Origin of the sequence: Vibrio sp. MMH1-50 (assembly GCF_022347645.1) — a bacterium.
GTDB classification, from domain to species: Bacteria; Pseudomonadota; Gammaproteobacteria; order Enterobacterales; family Vibrionaceae; genus Vibrio; species Vibrio harveyi.
Genome location: NZ_JAKRGG010000005.1, coordinates 108,341 through 125,194, shown reverse-complemented (window position 1 = coordinate 125,194; position 16,854 = coordinate 108,341). Strand labels below are relative to the sequence as shown.

Sequence of the window (16,854 nt, the reverse complement as noted above, 5' to 3'; positions counted from 1 at the left end):
TCCCTTTTTAGTTTCAAATCATCTTAAGCATTCGCTAGTTTTTGTAGCTCGGCTTTGTTTGCTTCTAACCAGGCTTCAAAGCTTTGTGGCTGCTTACCAGTCAGCTTTTCAAATGCCTCACTTGTGCCGTCTGAATAGTTTCCACGGTTGTGTTTGTCCATTGTTACACATAACTCTACGATTGGTGCAGGCAATTCAAACGACTCTAACTGTGCTTGGTAATCCTCATCAGACAAGTTCACCATGGTGGTCGATGTACCCAACACTTTATCTATCACCTTCGCCATTTCCGCATGTGTCATAGATTGTGCACCGTTCATTGGAAGTATAACTTTACCTTGCGCTGGTTTTACTAATGCAGATGCCGCTGCAAAAGCCAAATCTTTACGTGATAACTGAGCCGAGCGACCTTCTGCTGCCGACGTCAACCAATGACCCGATTGTAGAATGCTTGCGAAGTACTCTGCCAAGTTTTCAAAATACCAATTGTTGCGCATGATGGTGGCATGAGGGATGCGACTTTGTTTAATCGCATTTTCAGTAGCTTCATGCTCATGAGCAAACATCACTGGCGAACTCTCTGCAGAAGGCATCGACGTATAAGCGATATGGCTCACCCCTACTTTTTCCGCTGCCGCTACAGCATTCAAGTGTGCTTGAGTACGAGGACCAGAAGCGTCGATGCTAATAAGCAGCATGCTGTCTGCGCCGAGAAATGCTTTCTCTAGTGACTCTGGGCTAGAAAAGTCTGCTTCGCGAACATCCACACCTTGGCTTGCTAACGCTTGCAGTTTGTCTGGATGGCGAGTAGTTACAATCAATTGGCTTGGTTGAACATTTAGCTCTTCAAGCAGTGCTTTTACTACTTGTGAACCTAGTTTACCTGATGCACCTGTTACTAGAATTTTGCGATCTGACATGACGGTTTCTCCATTCAATTCTTAAATAATTTCTTTTTAATAACGCGGAGATGACCAAGCTGCTGTGGCTCCCCGCTGTCGATGGAGACACTATATCGTTTGATGATTGATAGATAATTACCCTTTGATTAAACTAATTGTTAATTATTACTAAACAATAGTGAATAATAAGAACTTCCGGACAATAAGCTATATGATTTCACTCGATGACATGATGGTCTTTGCTAAAGTGGCAGAGAAACAATCCTTTACTCAAGCAGCGGATGAGCTTGATATCGGTAAAGCGCGTGTATCGCAGATCGTCTCTAAACTTGAGCAAGCGCTAAATACACGTTTACTGCATCGCACTACTCGCTCTCTTTCATTGACCGACGCAGGGTTGCGTTACTATGAGAAATGCAAACTGATTGGCGATATTGCATCTGAAGCGAATGCAGAAACGCAAGATGCTAACCAGATTCCAAGCGGTACGATTCGGATATCCACACCTAGCTCAGCGATGGTGGATATACTGAGTGAGTTCATGCACCTCTACCCGGAAATCAAACTCGATATTATTGAGAGTGACAGTTACAGCAACCTGATTGAATCTCGTTGTGATATTGCACTGCGTGCCTCTTCCGCCCTTGAAGATTCGAGCTTATATGCAATCAAGCTTGGTTATTTCCGAGATATGCTTTGCGCTACCCCAACCTATCTAAGCAAAGTTAAGGCGGTATCCACACCTGAAGATCTCTTAACACTGGATTGGATTAGCCACCATATCGTTCACGGTGATAAGCAGCTTACGATGACCAATAACAAAGGTCAGGTGACACGTTTGATTCACAGCCCAAAGGTACAAGTGAGAACCGCTGCGACAGTCAAAGCGTTCGTTCTGAATCATCTTGGTTTTGCCATCATGCCGAGCTTTATGATGAAGGAAGAGTTAGCGCGAGGAGATCTCGTACGTATCCTACCTGATGTGCACGATTTAGAAATACCGATTTATGCAGTGTACCAAGAGAAAGCGCTAATGCCGCTAAGAGTACGCACACTGATCGAGTTCTTAAAACAAAAGAGCGATGCGTTTGAATAACGTCAATCACGAGTCATCAAAACAGCGCCATAAAGCAAAGCCCACCGACAAGTGGGCTTTGTATTTTACTGCCATCGATACTTTCTACTATGCGTAACAGTGACTAGTAACTCGCTTGGATGCTTACACCGTTGTAGTTTGAATAGCCTTGAATCATTACGTGGTAACGTCCGCTTTGAGTGGCATTAACTGTACATGTCTCACTGTTGCCGTATCTGAAAGGTCGACAATCCCAAGCATTAAGCGTTGGCTTAGAGCCAAAGCGTAGATACAAATCTGCATCACCGCTGCCGCCATACATTTGTACCGTTAGACGTTGCCCTGCTTCTACATCTACGTAGTAATAAGCTACCTGCCCTGTTGAACCGCTTAAGCCACTCACTGGCACACCTGAGATCAATTTACCTTCTGGATCTGGCGTTGGATCAGGACCACCACAATCTTGACCACAATCAGCATCCGTTAAACTGTAAAGCAATTTATTCACACTGCCTCTTGTGTCCGTGACTTTGCCACTGGTTGCGCGCTCAACGATCAGCGCTTCCACTTGGCTTGGTGAAAGTGCACTGTATTCTTGGAGATAAAGCGCAGCAACACCAGCAACATGTGGGGTTGCCATTGAAGTGCCACTTATCGTCTTATAACCGCCATCATACCAAGCAGACTTGATTTGTGATCCTGGAGCAAAAACATCGACACAGCTACCCCAGTTTGAAAAACTAGAACGTGCGTCAGAGCTCGTCGTCGAGCCGACAGTAACACCAGAAGAAACACGCGCAGGTGAGTAGTTACAGGCATCAGCATTGGAGTTACCAGCTGCAAGCATAAAGCTAACGCCGGACTGAACTGCGCTTTGCACTGCGCTATCAAGAGCAACAGATTGCCCACCACCTAAACTCATGTTGGCAACCGAAGGACCAGAAGCATTGGCAGCTACCCAATCAACACCCGCAATAACGCCGGACGTTGAACCTGAGCCAGAACAGCTAAGCACTCTGACACCAACAATGCTCACGTTCTTTGCCACGCCATACAAAGATCCGCCGATCGTGCCCGCTACGTGTGTGCCGTGTCCATTACAGTCACTGGCATCCGCATCATTGTCAACAAAGTCATATCCCGAAATGGAGCGTCCGGCAAATTCAACGTGCGAGTTGTTCACACCCGTATCGATAACGTAAGCCGTTACGCCCGTTCCATCAAAGTTGGCGCTGTAATTGTTATTGAGAGGCAGGCTACGTTGATCAATTCGGTCTAGCCCCCAAATTGCATTACTTTGGTTTACTTCTGCCGAGACTATTGGGTCTAGTGTAAGAATTCTGTCTTGCTCGATGTATTTAACACGTGGATCAGCACGTAACGCTTTTAACTGTTCAGGAGCTAACGTGGCAACGAAACCGCTGATCGAATTGTCGAATACTGATTCCACTTGTATTGAGTACAAACCAGACATTCGGTCCACAGATTGTTGTGTGAACTGCTGTAATTCAAGTGAATTATTCATCATCATTTGAGGTTGATGAAATACAACGATATAACGATCAGCGATGGCGACGTCTTCAGGCGCAAGCATCAGTGACGCAGGTGTCTGCGCTAAATCCGCATCATTTGGGAGTTCTGTCGATTGCGAAAAAGCGAGAGAAGAATGGAAACAGAGTGCCGAGGTGATACAACAACTTAGTAGTTTCTTTAACATAGAATGTTCCTTGAAATCATAGTCTTGTTGATTTTTACCTAGTACCAAACTGTCAACACGAAAAGACAGAAAATCAGCGTAGTACGCTCAATAGGTGCTGCAGTGACGTTACACCATCAAATTAGATAATAAGCAATAACATGCATAATTGATAATAATTCGCATACTCAAAAACATGATCAATGACCAAGCTTTATTGAAATTGAAATGTAAAAGCCCATCTAGATTTAGAGCAGAATCCCTAAAATGGAATAACTCTAAACATCGGAGTTGTTAGTTGTTAAATATCCTCTATCCAACCTAAGCTAGCGAGATAAAACCTTCAATCGTGGACTTTGCTAGGGACTCCCTCCTATGGTTCTCACTTAATTGCATAATTGACCTAAATCAACGAACCATTCGTTTATATTCTTTACATATTTGTAAATAAAAAGTAACCACCACCGCTAAAAGCAAGCAAAATCAAATCGTGCAAACTTTGTTCGCTTTTAACATCGTTTTTTACCATAAAAACCATCGATTTTTTGCATTTTATAGAAAAAAACGATTGCTATACCGTGACTTCCAGAGCGTACCAATAAGAAGTGCGCCGCCCTAGTGAGAGTGAAAAAATCACTTAAAAAGGAAGTTATTATGAAAACTCTTATAGCAGTGAGCGTCTTGTCAGTCCTATCTTTCGGTGCTTATGCTGAGCGCCAATCCGCAGAACCCATTAAGGTGATTGAACCGGTTGCTGGTCTTGATGCGAAAAAGGTAGAACTGGGTAAAACGTTGTGGTTTGAACCTCGATTATCCGCCTCCAACACCATTTCTTGTAACTCTTGCCATAACATCGCAAAAGGTGGCGTCGATAACCTACCAAGTTCCATTGGTCATAAATGGGCGATTGGTCCTATCAACTCACCAACGGTGTTTAACTCAGACTTAAACTTCGTTCAGTTTTGGAACGGACGCGCCAAAGATTTGCAGGAACAAGCAGCAGGTCCAATTGAGAACCCACTCGAAATGGCATTCACTCACCAATTGGCTATCGATACGCTAAAATCGATTCCTCAATATCGTGAGTGGTTTAAAGAAGCTTACGGCAGTGAGACAATCACCATCGATAATGTAACCGATGCGATTGCGACGTTTGAGCAAACGTTACGTACACCAAATGCGCCGTTCGATCTTTGGTTGAAAGGCGACGACAATGCACTAACAACAGCGCAAGTCGAGGGTTATAACTTATTCAAGGCAAAAGGTTGTACAGCGTGTCATAGTGGTCCATTGGCTGGCGGGCAAATGTACCAAAAAATGGGCTTAGTGAAGCCATTTGCAACAGACAACCCAGACATAGGGCGCAAAGCGATCACGGGGAATGATTTCGATAAGTTTGTGTTTAAAGTACCGACACTGCGTAACATCGAACTCACCTACCCGTACTTCCACGACGGCTCTGTTTGGGATCTAGAAGAAGCAGTAGCAATGATGGCTGACCTTCAGCTTGGTCAGAAGCTGACGAAAGAGGAATCGGTTAAAATCACTGAGTTCTTACGTTCGTTAACCGGTGATCAACCAGAGGTGACTCTTCCTCACCTACCTCCTTCAACTAACGAGACTGCTCGCCCGAATATCTAAAGATAGACATTCTAAATACACAAACCGAGCTACTGCTCGGTTTGTTATTCATCAATTTAGTTCAAAGGGGTGACGCTATCACTAGAAACTAAATAGTTATTGATGACTCGTCCATATGGATCAAATGCAGTGTGAAAAATTCGAACCACATCATCACTTGGCGAAGAAGTAACTTCTGTCTTACCGGTCTCGATATTCATTCTCGTACCAACGCCAACATGGTTGGGGAAAAATACATACAGATCACCTTCAACCACAAATTTGTCATCACGTTGCCAATCATATAAAAACGACGCCTTAGAGCCATTAACATCGACTAGCTTAGCTAGATACGGTCCCATAGCTTCTTTGCCCTCTGGCGGTTGAGTTAAATAAATGGTTTTAGATAATTGATGATCAGAATATACGTAAGTCACGGTGTACGCTTTATTCAGAGCAATATCATCCTTCCCTAACTCAATTGGGTATCCGTCTAAAAGACCACTAACTCTGTTATGGCTATCAACTAAGTGACAAGTGTTATCTGAAGGCTCACGATATATTTTGTCTAATTTAATCTCCGCATTCGTCGGAGAGGTAACCGTGACATATTGTAGCCCTGGAAATACCTCATTTAATGAAGGTAGACTGTCAATAAATTCTTCAGAACCCCATTGCCAATGACCTCTGTCTAGACTGATTGTACAATCGCTTGATGAAAGGAAACCCGTTGCTTCGAAAACCCATCTAAACTCGTCTTGCGGATACCAGTTGTATTCGCTTGGCGCTGCATTGAGCTTGTATAGCGCATAGAAAGAAGTCGGAAATGGCTTGTCATCACCTAGGAATTTCAACTCACCATCGACAAACTCAAACCATGCTTGATCTCTAGAAATGCTAGATGCAGTGCTTGCTTCAAACGCAGTAGTATAGCCAAGCAGGTATTGCTGTGTTTCAGGTCGACTTTCAAGGATAATTAGGTCACGGTAACGCTGTAGGTTTGGATTATTCTCTGCTGGTAAAATATCGAAGTAACGCTCGTGTAATGACTGATAATTGCTCCCGAACCAATGGGCATTAGGAGAAAGAAGAGATTCAAAAGCAACCTTATCCTCTCTCAACAGAATCATTTCTTCTAATATTTCACTAGCTCTATGAATGACTTTCAAATCGCGACTTAACTGTTCAATATCACTACCGGAAGGAATTAGTGAATAATTAGACCAAGATTCTTTATAAGAGAGTTCAACAGAATAGTTCTTATTAGGTATATAAGTTATTACCGCCCTATCAGTTTTGTATTCTACATCTAGTGTAGAAAGCACACTGTCTAAATTGGTAAAGTCTGCCTTATACTGTTCCGACAAGAAGTTCACATTAACTTCCACTCCTGCAGCAATCAATAACGGCTCAATAACTTTAACCAACTCGCTTTGTGCATTTTCTATTGCGTCTTTCGTAAACAGGTTTTTATACGTATCGAAGTTATCAAATGCCAAATCGGCATCCACACCCGTAACTTTACTTACAATGAGTCTTGTTAAAGCAGATAGGTTCACTCGTGAGTCATTGTTATCAAGCAATAAGGAGTATTCGACATTAGACTCGATACCATGAAAGCCTGCTATCTTAAGCAACACTGGATACTCAATCTCATCGGCATTCTGTATCGAAAATATGCCATCTTTAACAACATTGATAACATCATGCTCAAATAGAGCTTTTGGAGAACCACTAAAGGTCACATGCCCTTTTATCGCCCCCCCATTAGAAGCTAGACCATTTATCGTTCTATGTTCAGCCTCAACTTCGTTATTCTTTGACTCAGTACCACAACCCGCCAAAGCCATTAACATTAGCGCACAAACTGACTTATTATTTAAACTCATAGTTAATTTCATAAAATCTTAAAAAGCTCACTGTTTTAAAACAGTAAAAAGGGGCGCGCATTCTATATCATCAATACACCTACAGATAGAAAATAAAAGTTTTTAATTTGACAAATTACATTTATCAAATTAAAAGTTTTGAGTGATTAAAAATAGAGCTTGTTCTTATTTAATAACCTTTAGGCATTCTTTTTATTAAAAAATCAAACTTAACAAACCGTCTCATCTAGCAAACATAAGGCTTTTTCAGCTTGACCTTCATACTGCCACTCCTAACCGTTGCATACCTCATCGAATGCGCTCACCCTACTTTTATTAAGAAATTCAATATAATTGAATCTTTTTGTACGAACTTCCAATAATATGTTGATTCGTTGGATTAAGTTCGAGGTCTAAGGATAGAGCAAGATGGGATTCAAAACTGTTCAAACACAATCACATTATGTCGATGGCATACTCGTCACTGCCGAATATCACCGCCTGTCGACAAGATTTACCTTGCGAATTGGCGAAGAGATCCTCTATTCAAAACGGCTTTATGCTATTGCGTTTAGAAATGCCCCAATGACCATTAACAACCAGTGTTATCGTGTTAGGGTCATTTGGTGCTTAATTTGGCGAGCAAGGTTAACTAAAGACGACACAGTGGTGATAGAAGAACTGATTGATAAACGACGCTCAAAGTCATTATTTACACTTGTATTCTCTACTATCATGCGAAGTTTAAAGTATGTATTCAGTTAAGCAGTTTCAAATAGAGATTCCCCGTATTTAAAACTGCAACATGATCAGGCAAGTCGATTAAGCAACATTCACCGATTTTTTCGCTCCGCGGTCTTGTTCAAAAAACTCGCCATGTAATGCGCAAATCGCTTGTTGGTATTCATCATCACTGACGACAAACTGCACATTCACGTTTCTCATTGATGAATGGAGTGCTATCGGTGTGACTCCTCGATTCATCAGGGCTAACACGCCTTTCGCCAGTGTTTTGTTAGTATCAATTTGAGAGCCAATCGCAGAAATCAGCGCAACCATTTTACCAGTAATAGAAGCTCGTGGATGGCGTTTTTCCGCCTTATAGAGCACTTTATTTAAGCTATCGACACTGCCACCTAGGTAATACGTTATTGAATTCGCATTCATCTCTTTACCGATAAGATTGACGCGGGCATCAGCAATGATTTCCATCAGTTCGTAACTGACATTATCCACTTTTCCAACCATGGTTTGGTCGAACAGGTGAAGCGCAAATACTTTCTGCTTACCCGCAATAATTTCAATGCGGTCACTTTCCGGACGGTAATCCGCAGAGATTAGAGTGCCCTTGTGCTCAGGTTCAAAGGTATTTTTGATCTGCAATTCAATACCACTTTCGCGAAGACCTGCGGCGGCATTAGGGTGAATAGCTTCCATACCAAGGTTTGCCAATTGATCAGCCACATCATAATTCGTAAATCCAATCGGATTGACACTGTCGACACCGACCACTTTTGGATCGGCAGAACTTAAATGGTATTCCTTATGAATAATGGCTAAATCGGCTTTGACTGTTGCTGCAATTCGGCTGAAAGTCATCTCGCTGTAACCACGGTCATACGTATGCATCAACCCTTCTTTGCAGTACGCGTAACCTGTCACGATTGGAAGTTCTTGGGTAACATCAATCCCTTCAAAGGCTTCATGTATTGTGTCATCCAAGCTTAGAGGTTGCTGATTATCCCAACCGGACAGATCAACAAAAGTCGAATTAATCCCCATGTTCTTGAGCTTTAATGCCGTATTGTAGGCACTGTGTGCTTCGCCAATTGAAGAGAGAAACTCACGGATTTGAGGTAAGTAATGACGCAGAGAGAACTGCCCGTACTGACAAGTTTCTAGGATGTTAGTCACGCAAGTTTTTGCTTCTGAAATGCGAGACCTAATGAACTTATCAGCTCTCATGCGATTCATCGGGTCAGCAAAAATGTGCTCGTTGGTCAGGAGCATACGGCTTTCAACATACGCTAACGCGTCTTGCCACGCTTCATCTCGTTTGGCTATCAATTGGTAGACACCCGGTTTACTGGTCTTTTTGCATTCCAATAGTGCATCGGTCATTCCGCCATAAGCAGAGACAACAAAAATACGGTTATATGGATTTTGTGGACGAAGGAGAATATTGTCGAGCACAGCATCAAATGCTGTCATCGATGTACCGCCGATCTTTTCTACGGTAAGTGTCATGATGGGCCTTAATGGTTGGTAATTTGAAAGAATGGATAAGAAAAAGAGGCGAAACCTCGCCCCTTTAAAACCTTAATGGGTTAATCAACGAGAGGATAAACGCCGTTTTCATCGTGAACTTCTGCGCCTGTGATGGGCGGGTTGAACACACAAGCCATGGTCATTTCTTTGTTTTTATAAGCTCGTAGATAGTGCTCGTCATGCTTGTCTAGAATATATAGCGTACCCGGTTTAATTGGGTACGTTTCACCGCCGACTACTTCGATCTCACCTTCTCCACTCATACAAAATACAGATTCCAAATGGTTCTGATAATGAATGTGCGTTTCCGTACCCTCATAGATGGTCGTGATGTGAAATGAAAAGCCCATGTTGTCATCTTTCAAGAGCATACGGACACTTTCCCAGTTATCCGATACCACGCGCCTTTCGCTATTGCGACACTCGTCGAGTGTTCTAACGATCATGATCTGTTCCTTATTTATGATGCTTGTTTGAAGTGTTTGTTTGCGATGGCTTCAACCGAGCCCTCGAAGATATTAAGCCCTTGGGTAAGTTCGGCTTCAGAAATGGTCAATGGGCAGAAAAACTTCACCACTTCATCATTTGGGCCTGCGGTTTCAATGACCATACCATTGTCAAAACAGCTTTTTGCAATGTTGCCTGCGATGTCACCACTCTTACATTCAATACCAATCATCATGCCGCGACCTTTACGCTGCACGAACAGCTCAGGATAACGCTGCACGCAACGTTGGATCACGCTCTCGACTTTGTTGGAACAAGATTTGATATGAGCTTCAAAGTTACTCGTCGACCAATAGGTTTCTAGCGCTTTGGTTGCCGTTATGAAAGCATGATTGTTACCGCGAAACGTTCCGTTGTGCTCGCCTGGTTTCCATTTATCTAATTCAGGTTTGAGCAAAACAATCGCCATTGGCAGACCATAACCGCCAATAGATTTTGAAAGCGTCACCATGTCCGGCTTGATAGCTGATGGCTCAAAGCTAAAGAAAGTACCTGTGCGGCCACACCCAGCTTGGATGTCATCAACAATCAGTAAAATATCGTGAGCTTTGCACAGCTTACTAAGTCGTTGCAGCCACTCGTTGGAGGCAACATTCAAACCGCCCTCGCCTTGCACGGTTTCCAGTAGAACTGCCGCTGGCTTGTCCATGCCTGCCGAATTGTCAGTCAGCATGGTTTCAAATAATTTCAGACCATCAATACCCGCATAGCCTTCGAATGGAATTCGCGTGACGTTGTTTAAACTTGATCCCGCTCCTTGACGGTGGTGTTGATTACCCGTCGCTGCAAGCGCACCTGCCGTACAGCCATGAAAACCATTAGTAAAGGCCACAATGCTGCTACGACTCGTTACTTTTTTGGCGAGTTTAATGGCAGCTTCAACAGCGTTAGTTCCCGTTGGACCTGTAAATTGAACTTTGTAGTCCAGCGCTCTTGGTTGAAGAATGTATTGGTTTAACGCTTCAAGAAAGGCGGCTTTTGCTTCTGAATGCATGTCCAAGCCGTGTGTAATGCCATCCATTTCAATGTATTCAAGCAACGCTTGCTTAAGTACTGGATTGTTATGACCGTAATTGAGAGATCCCGCTCCAGCAAGAAAGTCGAGGTAACGTTCACCTTGCTCTGTTTCTAACCAGCAACCTTTCGCACTACGAAAAACAACCGGAAAACTGTTTGAGTATGAACGTACGTTGGATTCCTGCTTTTTAAAAATATCCATGATAAGACCGTTATTTGATTCCTATTAGTGGGTTTATTTGAGGGGGATACGATACAAATATTCAGTATCGTGCTTGCCTTTAAAGTGTTTATCTTCATCCAAGAAGGTGGTCACTTCACCGTCATTGCCATTTTGCGCATCAAGCTTTTTGAATAATGCCCAAGATGCATCATTTGCCTTGGTGATCGTGGTTTCAATGGCATTAACATTTTCGAGACCTTCTCGGTCAAGAATGTTTTTGAGCATTTTGAAAGCCAATCCATTGCCTCTAAATCGCGGTGCGACGGCGACTTGCCAAATGAACAATACATTGAGCTCATCCGGTTTCTGATAACCAGAGATGAAACCAGCGATCTCACCTTTGTGCTCGACGAGAACACAGGTTTTGCTGAAATGGCTAGATTGGAGGAAGTTACAATATGAAGAGTTCATATCGAGCGGCGGACAATCTGCGATTAAACCATAAATGTCGTCGCCATCAGACACGACAGGTTCACGAAAAATCCATTTTTTGCTTGGGTCTTCTCCAATTTCTGGATACATCACCCAAGGTGCTGAGGTAATCATATGTAGATACATATCCTTCGTACACTAATTAAATTTCCTTTTTATTATGCACACTGATTGTGCATAAAAATCAAACTGACCAGCTCTAAATACCCGTTTATTTGATCTAGATCGCACGAAGGCAAAGTGCAGATGACTTTAAAAATAGTTTGAGCTCTAATGTATTTATAGGGTTAAGAGTATTTTTAGACAGATGCGCTGCACATTATCGATATTGTGGCGTAAAAAAAGCTTTGAACAGGAAGAAAGTCGTAGCCAATTTCTGGCTAGATATGAAGAATTCAGAAAAGAAAACGGCACGTTGAGACGTGCCGTTTTTTTAGTTGTTATGAAAGACGCTCAAACTACGCTTTCGCTTTCTTCATTGATTTTGATGTTGGGCGAGGTTCATCCATTAAACCTTTCACTAGAGATACCGTTGCAACCAACAATACGATTGTGAATGGTAAACCAGTTGTTACCGCCATTGCTTGTGCAGCCGCTAGACCACCGCCAAGCATTAGCGCGATTGCAACTAAACCTTCGAATGTACACCAGAACACACGTTGAGGTGTTGGTGCGTCCACTTTACCACCCGCTGCAATCGTATCGATTACAAGAGAACCAGAGTCCGCTGATGTGATGAAGAACACCACAACCAGAATAATACCCACGATAGAGGTTATTTGAGACAGAGGCATCACATCTAGCATCGCGAACAGTTTAAGTGGAAGCTCTGCATCAAATACCGCTTGGTAACCATCGTTCACGTATTGGCTGATCGCCGTACCACCGAATGCCGTCATCCATAATACACACACGGTTGATGGGATCAGGATTACACACACGATAAACTCACGAACGGAACGACCACGAGAAACACGCGCGATAAACATACCTACGAATGGTGACCATGAAATCCACCATGCCCAGTAGAACGCCGTCCAGCCTTGAGAGTAATTCACGTCTTCACGACCGAATGGCATCGATAGTGCTGGAACATTCGCAAGGTATGACATGATGTTCTCAAAGAAGCCCGTCATGATTGCGAGCGTTGGACCCACGATGATCACGAACAATAGCAATAGTGCTGCTAAACCCATGTTGATTTCAGACAGACGTTTTACACCACTATCTAAACCCGCAACTACCGAGATTAACGCTAACGCCGTAATGATCACGATAAGCACGACTTGCGTTGTCTCTGTCATCGGGATGCCGAACAAGAAGTTTAGACCTGTTGCTGCTTGTGATGCACCGTAGCCAAGAGAAGTCGCAAGACCAAACACAGTTGCAACAACGGCTAGGATATCAATAACGTGACCAACCCAACCCCAAACTCGCTCGCCGAAAAGAGGATAGAAAATAGAACGCATCGTTAGAGGCAAGCCCTTGTTGAACGAGAAGATCGCTAAACCAAGAGCCAACAGTGCGTAGATTGACCAAGGGTGAAGTGCCCAGTGGTAAATCGTCGCTGCCATGCCTAGTGCAGATGCCGCCGCGGTATCCCCCTCTGCTGCGCCTAATGGAGCCCAGTCAGTACGGATACCATTCTCAACGTTCACGCCGCCAAGTGCAGCACTGAAGTGAGACATAGGCTCAGATACGCCGAAGAATACCAGACCGATACCCATACCAGCCGCGAATAGCATCGCTAACCAGCCTGCGTAAGTGTAATCTGGTGTTGCTTCTGTACCACCGATACGAACGCGACCAAGTGGCGTTACGATCAGAATCAAACACACCACGACAAACACGTTGCCCGCAGATAGGAAGAACCAATCAAGGTTAGATACAAGCCAACCACGCAAACCCGCAAAAAACGGCTCTACTTGTTGTCGGAAAGTCAGTGTTAACACTACGAACAGGATGATCGACATGCCTGAAATAGCAAACACACGGTTGTGAATATCAAGTCCGAAAGGACCTACTTTTAACGCGACGTTGTCCTGACCAATCTGGTAATCAGTATCGATCGGGTTCACCTTACCGTCGGGGCGCTGTATACCGCCATTATTGTCGGTGCTCACGATTTATCTCCTTAAAAACGTGGCTAGATTAAATTCAAATTAAGCTTGTGTAGGAAGCTGAGTGATGACTTTCTTGTGTCACTTGCTGCAAAGCTTATGTGCGATCGTTGTGTCGCTTTTAGAAGGGTTGCTCTACTTTATAATTTTACCCTCAACCGCCATGATATCGCATTGCATTTTGTTATCAGGACGACTAATTATTTTTGTTGTCAATTTACCGAACCACTATTGCCAAACCACGGACAATGGCATGTCACCGTCAAAGTGATACTGCAGTTGTGCCTGCAACAACTCGGCGGTTGCAAGTGCATCCGTAAGGGCATGATGAGGCTGATAAACAGGTAAATGGTAACGCTCACGCGCATGTCCGAGTCGCACAGACCCAGGCTTTTTGCCTTTGAGTTTATTTAACCAACCTTCACATTGTCGACGCTGAATTGCGTATTCGATATCCAAGGTGTCAACGACTGGAAATTGAATCCCCTCACCTATACTGTTTAACAAAGCATTATTGAAGAATTGTCGCTCAATGTTTTTGTAGTGCACGACCACAATCTTACCTGCCAACGCATCAAGAATGGCATCAAGAATTTGTTCAAGTTGAGGTGCATTCTTCACTTCAGAATCGGTAATGCCGTGAATCACCACCGACTCTTCATTCAGTTCTCGATTTGGATTCACAACCCAATGACGAGAGCCACTGCACTGTACGCGGCCTAGGGTAAATGGTACCAAGCCTATGGTGAGAATGGCGTCTTCCTCTGCGTTTAAGCCAGTAGTCTCAAAATCGACGGAGACAAACGGTACCTCTTTTAGTGGCGTATCACCATTCACAATAGGCGTAGAGTAATAACGTTTTAATCGAGTATCTTTCGCTTGTTCGGAAAGTTGCTCGAAGAAAACCGCCCAATCGGGGGTCTGGCTGGTATCAAGCAAATCTCGACTATCTTGCTTCTGTTTAGAAAACCACATCATTTGCCACTTCTCTGGTAACGGAACTTAATGTAGTTCTGTGCGTTGCTTAGGATTTGGAATGCAGCTTTTAAGTTGCGACGCTCAAACTCCGACATTTCTTCTGGCTCGATGTTGTTATCGGGCTCTTCCCCATTTTCAATATCCAGCGCTTGATGTCGGATTCGCACCATGTAGATCAACTCCATAGCGTCTTTTAAATCCATGCCGCGACCTTTCGGTAAGATGCCCGCATTGTTGATGTCATCCAAACGCTCAAACGAGTTTTGCGAACGAGAGCCAATCGCCAACGCGTGCACCCGAATCAGATCCGCCATTGGTGCGGTACCACGACGCTTCAAGTTGATGGAATTGCGATGACGTCCGTCTTTCTCCATCACAAAGTCTTTGAAGAAGCCTAGTGGTGGTGTACGACGGATTGCGTTATAAGCCATACAAGCCAAGAAACGATTGTTCTTCTTAGCACGACGGACAATGAACCCGCTCAGTTGCTCAGCCCATTTCACGCGTCCATGTACACCAAGTAAATCGAAGAAAATACTGCTATGCAGAAGTCGTTCTGGCGTTGGATTATCAATCCAGTTCGCAAAGCACTCTTCCCATTCTGAGCGCGTTTTACGCCATTGTGGGTTAGTTGCCATAATGTCGCCAGTACAGTAGGTGTAACCGCACTCGGCTAATCCATCACAAACGAATTTCGCGAACTGAGCAAAATACTCACCATGCAATGTTGGGTCGTAGCTGTTGTCTAGAATCAGCGCGTTGTCTTGGTCTGTGACGATAAGCTGTTCATCACGCGCCATGGAGCCCATCGCCAACAAACAATACGGGATGGGCGCAGGACCTATTTCTTGCTCTGCTAGCTCTGCCAATCTTTGTTTAAAACTGCTGCCAATAACCGACATCGCTCGTCCAACCATGTGCGCATTTGCGTCTTCGCTCACCATTCGGACAAAGCAGTCTTTCACTTGTTTAGATACCGCTTTGAGATCTTCTACCGAGTTTTGCTGGAAGATAGAACTCACTAGCAACAAGCTGTTTTGCGACTCATAACGGACGATATCCGTCATGCTGATTACGCCAATCGGCTTTTTATCTTTTAGGATTGGCAGATGATGGACGTTGTAACGCAGCATTGTCAGCATAGCTTCAAACACGTAAGCACTGTAATCGAGCGACACAACGTCGTAGCTCATCACTTCACTTACAGGAATATCGCTGTCTCGACCTTCAGCTAAAACGCGAACGCACAGATCTTTCTCGGTCAAGATACCAAGCAGTTGGTCATCGTCGTCTTCAGTAATGTCTTCTTGCGCGCGGACAATCAAAAGCGCAGTGACGCCCTCTTCTGCCATTAAGATCGCCGCTTCACGAACCGTTGCACTGGCTTCTAGCGTCACTGGCTCACGACTTAAGATCTTGCGCGCTTTCGCAGTCGTAAAGTCATTCCCATCTGAGTGGTTTGATACAGCGGTACGCAGCCTCGCGCTGTCTTCCAACTCCATGAAATCGGCGAAGTTCTCAAACTCGTCACATAGCTCCGTAAAGATCTTCTCTGGAATGCAGTAAACCAAGGTGTCTTCAATCGCTTTGGCTGGCATACGGACACGGTTGTTCATCAACAACCCCATTTGTCCAAATAAACCACCAGCATCAATACGGTTGTACAACTCCCCTTTACGGCGGAAGATTTCCACCACACCACTACGGATCATGTATAAATCACGAATGTCATCGCCTTTCTTGAGAATGTCCGTCCCTGCGCGGTAATAGGCGACTTCGGCATTCATTGCGATGTTTCTTAGGTGCTCTTCCGGTAAATCATCAAAAGGTGGGTATTGGCTAATGAAATTGAGTACTTCTAATTGCTCGGCTTCCATTCTTTATTCCATGCATTGCCTAAACTAAGGCGATAAATATCACCAAGAAAATAATCAGACAATAAATAAATTGAGACGTCAGATAAAAAGCTGTGCAACCGTCGAAAAGCGGAATAATGACTGATGATTATTGAAACGAGTGTGTCTAAAATTGCTTGTTTTCATCTAAAAATCAGCAGTAAAAAATACAATGCATTCACGCGATAAATATTTACTTTAAAAGCTCTCGCAATCGTTTTCTTGTGATCTAAATTACATATTGAACGCAAGA

The 16,854-nt window shown here is 43.8% G+C and carries 12 protein-coding genes; 2 read left to right on the top strand and 10 right to left on the bottom strand.

Going from position 1 to position 16,854, the window contains the following annotated elements; translation table 11 throughout:
• Window positions 1-23: 23 nt before the first annotated feature.
• Complete coding sequence (locus tag MHO32_RS06055; RefSeq protein WP_050908892.1) at window positions 24-920, bottom strand: SDR family oxidoreductase; 897 nt, start codon at window positions 918-920, stop codon at window positions 24-26.
• Between the two features lie 193 nt (window positions 921-1,113).
• Here MHO32_RS06055 and MHO32_RS06050 point away from each other — a divergent pair, with 193 nt between their 5' ends.
• A complete protein-coding gene (locus tag MHO32_RS06050) occupies window positions 1,114-1,998 on the top strand; it encodes a LysR family transcriptional regulator (RefSeq protein WP_005446045.1) in 885 nt (294 codons plus the stop codon).
• 103 nt (window positions 1,999-2,101) lie between these two features.
• On the opposite strand, the gene MHO32_RS06045 is transcribed toward MHO32_RS06050, so the two are convergent.
• Window positions 2,102-3,694, bottom strand: a complete 1,593-nt coding sequence (locus MHO32_RS06045; protein ID WP_239210909.1) for a S8 family peptidase — start codon at window positions 3,692-3,694, stop codon at window positions 2,102-2,104.
• Between the two features lie 633 nt (window positions 3,695-4,327).
• Here MHO32_RS06045 and MHO32_RS06040 point away from each other — a divergent pair.
• A complete protein-coding gene (locus MHO32_RS06040) occupies window positions 4,328-5,314 on the top strand; it encodes a cytochrome-c peroxidase (protein ID WP_017818076.1) in 987 nt (328 codons plus the stop codon).
• 56 nt (window positions 5,315-5,370) lie between these two features.
• On the opposite strand, the gene MHO32_RS06035 is transcribed toward MHO32_RS06040, so the two are convergent.
• From MHO32_RS06035 to MHO32_RS06000, 8 genes are all read right to left on the bottom strand, one after another.
• The gene (locus tag MHO32_RS06035) at window positions 5,371-7,182 is read right to left on the bottom strand and encodes a hypothetical protein (RefSeq protein WP_110415962.1); all 1,812 of its coding nucleotides are present in this window, start codon (window positions 7,180-7,182) and stop codon (window positions 5,371-5,373) included.
• An 801-nt stretch (window positions 7,183-7,983) separates the two neighbouring features.
• Window positions 7,984-9,408 (bottom strand): aspartate kinase, encoded by a 1,425-nt coding sequence (locus MHO32_RS06030; RefSeq protein ID WP_009697467.1) that lies wholly within the window; start codon window positions 9,406-9,408, stop codon window positions 7,984-7,986.
• Window positions 9,409-9,488: 80 nt separating this feature from the next.
• Complete coding sequence (locus MHO32_RS06025) at window positions 9,489-9,875, bottom strand: ectoine synthase (protein WP_005446054.1); 387 nt, start codon at window positions 9,873-9,875, stop codon at window positions 9,489-9,491.
• A 14-nt stretch (window positions 9,876-9,889) separates the two neighbouring features.
• A complete protein-coding gene (gene ectB / locus MHO32_RS06020) occupies window positions 9,890-11,155 on the bottom strand; it encodes a diaminobutyrate--2-oxoglutarate transaminase (RefSeq protein WP_110415964.1) in 1,266 nt (421 codons plus the stop codon).
• Between the two features lie 33 nt (window positions 11,156-11,188).
• Window positions 11,189-11,722, bottom strand: a complete 534-nt coding sequence (ectA, locus tag MHO32_RS06015) for a diaminobutyrate acetyltransferase (RefSeq protein ID WP_038897882.1) — start codon at window positions 11,720-11,722, stop codon at window positions 11,189-11,191.
• Between the two features lie 344 nt (window positions 11,723-12,066).
• Window positions 12,067-13,731, bottom strand: coding sequence for a BCCT family transporter (locus tag MHO32_RS06010; protein ID WP_005446060.1), 1,665 nt, complete (start codon window positions 13,729-13,731; stop codon window positions 12,067-12,069).
• A gap of 225 nt (window positions 13,732-13,956) precedes the next feature.
• Window positions 13,957-14,706 (bottom strand): 3'-5' exonuclease, encoded by a 750-nt coding sequence (locus tag MHO32_RS06005; RefSeq protein ID WP_009697463.1) that lies wholly within the window; start codon window positions 14,704-14,706, stop codon window positions 13,957-13,959.
• The gene (locus tag MHO32_RS06000; protein WP_009703074.1) at window positions 14,703-16,583 is read right to left on the bottom strand and encodes a DUF294 nucleotidyltransferase-like domain-containing protein; all 1,881 of its coding nucleotides are present in this window, start codon (window positions 16,581-16,583) and stop codon (window positions 14,703-14,705) included. The genes MHO32_RS06005 and MHO32_RS06000 overlap by 4 nt, the downstream gene beginning before the upstream one ends.
• Window positions 16,584-16,854 lie beyond the last annotated feature (271 nt).

Excerpts from the sequence above, each read along its gene's own strand:
- ectA (WP_038897882.1), bottom strand. The coding sequence starts at position 11,722 with ATGATTACCTCAGCACCTTGGGTGATGTATCCAGAAATTGGAGAAGAC.
- MHO32_RS06005 (WP_009697463.1), bottom strand. The coding sequence starts at position 14,706 with ATGATGTGGTTTTCTAAACAGAAGCAAGATAGTCGAGATTTGCTTGAT.
- MHO32_RS06055 (WP_050908892.1), bottom strand. The coding sequence starts at position 920 with ATGTCAGATCGCAAAATTCTAGTAACAGGTGCATCAGGTAAACTAGGT.
- MHO32_RS06025 (WP_005446054.1), bottom strand. The coding sequence starts at position 9,875 with ATGATCGTTAGAACACTCGACGAGTGTCGCAATAGCGAAAGGCGCGTG.
- MHO32_RS06035 (WP_110415962.1), bottom strand. The coding sequence starts at position 7,182 with ATGAGTTTAAATAATAAGTCAGTTTGTGCGCTAATGTTAATGGCTTTG.
- ectB (WP_110415964.1), bottom strand. The coding sequence starts at position 11,155 with ATGGATATTTTTAAAAAGCAGGAATCCAACGTACGTTCATACTCAAAC.
- MHO32_RS06045 (WP_239210909.1), bottom strand. The coding sequence starts at position 3,694 with ATGTTAAAGAAACTACTAAGTTGTTGTATCACCTCGGCACTCTGTTTC.
- MHO32_RS06050 (WP_005446045.1), top strand. The coding sequence starts at position 1,114 with ATGATTTCACTCGATGACATGATGGTCTTTGCTAAAGTGGCAGAGAAA.
- MHO32_RS06000 (WP_009703074.1), bottom strand. The coding sequence starts at position 16,583 with ATGGAAGCCGAGCAATTAGAAGTACTCAATTTCATTAGCCAATACCCA.
- MHO32_RS06030 (WP_009697467.1), bottom strand. The coding sequence starts at position 9,408 with ATGACACTTACCGTAGAAAAGATCGGCGGTACATCGATGACAGCATTT.
- MHO32_RS06040 (WP_017818076.1), top strand. The coding sequence starts at position 4,328 with ATGAAAACTCTTATAGCAGTGAGCGTCTTGTCAGTCCTATCTTTCGGT.